The following is a 1,714-nucleotide window of genomic DNA, read 5'->3' on the forward strand; positions in this document are numbered from 1 at the left end:
GTTAATGACCCTCTGGGTTATCTTTTGGGACTCCAAAATGTCAAGAGAAACAAAAAGATGGCAAGAAATGAGGTAACACAATGCCACGCACCGTAAATATAGCCTTAAGTTCTACGCAACGCTCTCTCACCGAGAATTGCTGAATGTACATTTTTCTTCTTGACATCAAATATCCTAATATGATAAACTTAAAATAGCTCTATAAAGCTGTCAAAAAAAACTGCCACAAAATGGCTTAGTTCAACCAGTCGCTGCACTGACTGCGGGGGACTGTGCCGTGATTAAAGTTTTGTGGTATTTTCAAGGTTTTATCTTGCTAATAAAGTTTAGTGGTAATTCCTCCCGCAGCAGGTGAGTTCAGTCGTTAGACCATCGCGAGTAATCGAGGAGGATTGGATAAATAAAGGTTAACTCCTGAACCTGTCAAAAACAGGTTTTATCCGAGAACGTTCATAATTTATATTATACGAGAGGGAGGTAGATATTATGCAAGTTGAAGCAATTAAACGAGAGGATGGATTATATATTCCCATGATCGATATCGTGAAAACGATGCCACAACAGAAAATTTGGGTGGATATCGAAGTAATCGAACCCACTGAAGAGACTGACGGCTATGCGTTGCTTGATCAAATGATTGGCTTATGTCACACCAATCAAGAGGATGCCTCAGTAAATCATGATAAGATTTTATATACAAGGGGTGCAGCATGATTTTTGTCGATACAGGAGCGTGGATTGCTCTAACCGATAGTAACGATCACTATCATAAAGAGGCAAATCGGCTCTATAACCGGTTGAAGCAACAACGTGCCTATTTACTCACAACAGATTATGTTCTTGACGAAACCGTGACTCGACTAAGGTATGATAGCAGTCATCATATCGCCATTCGATTTCTGGATATTATCACCTTGACGAGTAAAACAGGCGTTTTACGCGTGGTGTATATTGATCACGACCTTTTTCAAGAATCGATCGCCGTATTTCGTCAATATGAAAGTACACTCTTATCATTGACTGATTGTGCCAATTTTGTTGTGTGTCAACGCTATAACATTCATGACGCGTTTGGGTTTGATCGTCATTTCCCAATGATGGGAATAAGTTTAATATCGTAAAGATGTGTAAGTCAGCCACAGAGGCACCGAGTTCACAGAGAATTAAGGAAATTAGTCACAAATGGACACGCATTATAGCACTTATTAATCGAAATTTGACATAGATAGGGCTATGAAATTCCAAATCACAAATTCCAAATTCCATTTAGTGAATTAGTGAATTAAGCGAATTAGTAAAATCTAAGCTCTAATTCACTAATCTCTAATTCGCTTTTTGGTATGTGGAATTTGGTGCTTGGGATTTGGGATTTTTTTTACTTATCCACTCTGAATAAAGTTTTGACTAATAACTGCTATATTCCCTCTGTGTTCTCTGTAACTCTGTGGCTATATCCTGAACGGTTACGAATTACTGATAACCTCATTTACAGATACGGACAGCCAACATCGTCTTCTTTAAGAACTTCTTTTAATTTATCCAATCCTTCCTTATTCCAGGTAGGGCTATAAAGATACTCGGTTGCTATCTTAATGAATTGAATGGCTTTTTGTTTAGCGTCTTCAAAATTACGCTCAAATTCTATGAGATACTTCATACTAAAATTATAAGGTAAAAACACACGGAAAAAAGGTTGTTTTGCCTCCTGGATTAA

3 protein-coding genes are annotated in these 1,714 nt (G+C 37.7%); 2 read left to right on the top strand and 1 reads right to left on the bottom strand.

The window, feature by feature from the left end; all coding sequences use genetic code 11:
• The first annotated feature begins 486 nt into the window (after window positions 1-486).
• Window positions 487-714 carry a hypothetical protein gene (locus AB1414_20345; protein ID MEW6609764.1) on the top strand — a complete coding sequence of 76 codons (228 nt, stop codon included), beginning with the start codon at window positions 487-489 and terminating at the stop codon, window positions 712-714.
• Window positions 711-1,121 carry a PIN domain-containing protein gene (locus AB1414_20350; protein MEW6609765.1) on the top strand — a complete coding sequence of 137 codons (411 nt, stop codon included), beginning with the start codon at window positions 711-713 and terminating at the stop codon, window positions 1,119-1,121. Before AB1414_20345 ends, AB1414_20350 begins: the two co-directional genes overlap by 4 nt.
• Window positions 1,122-1,486: 365 nt before the next feature.
• On the opposite strand, the gene AB1414_20355 is transcribed toward AB1414_20350, so the two are convergent.
• On the bottom strand, window positions 1,487-1,714 hold a 228-nt coding region (locus tag AB1414_20355; GenBank protein MEW6609766.1), incomplete at its 5' end, for a hypothetical protein.

Source organism: bacterium (assembly GCA_040755795.1).
GTDB lineage: Bacteria > UBA9089 > CG2-30-40-21 > CG2-30-40-21 > SBAY01 > JBFLXS01.

Coding starts and splice junctions, on each gene's coding strand:
- AB1414_20345 (MEW6609764.1), top strand. CDS start 487: ATGCAAGTTGAAGCAATTAAACGAGAGGATGGATTATATATTCCCATG.
- AB1414_20350 (MEW6609765.1), top strand. CDS start 711: ATGATTTTTGTCGATACAGGAGCGTGGATTGCTCTAACCGATAGTAAC.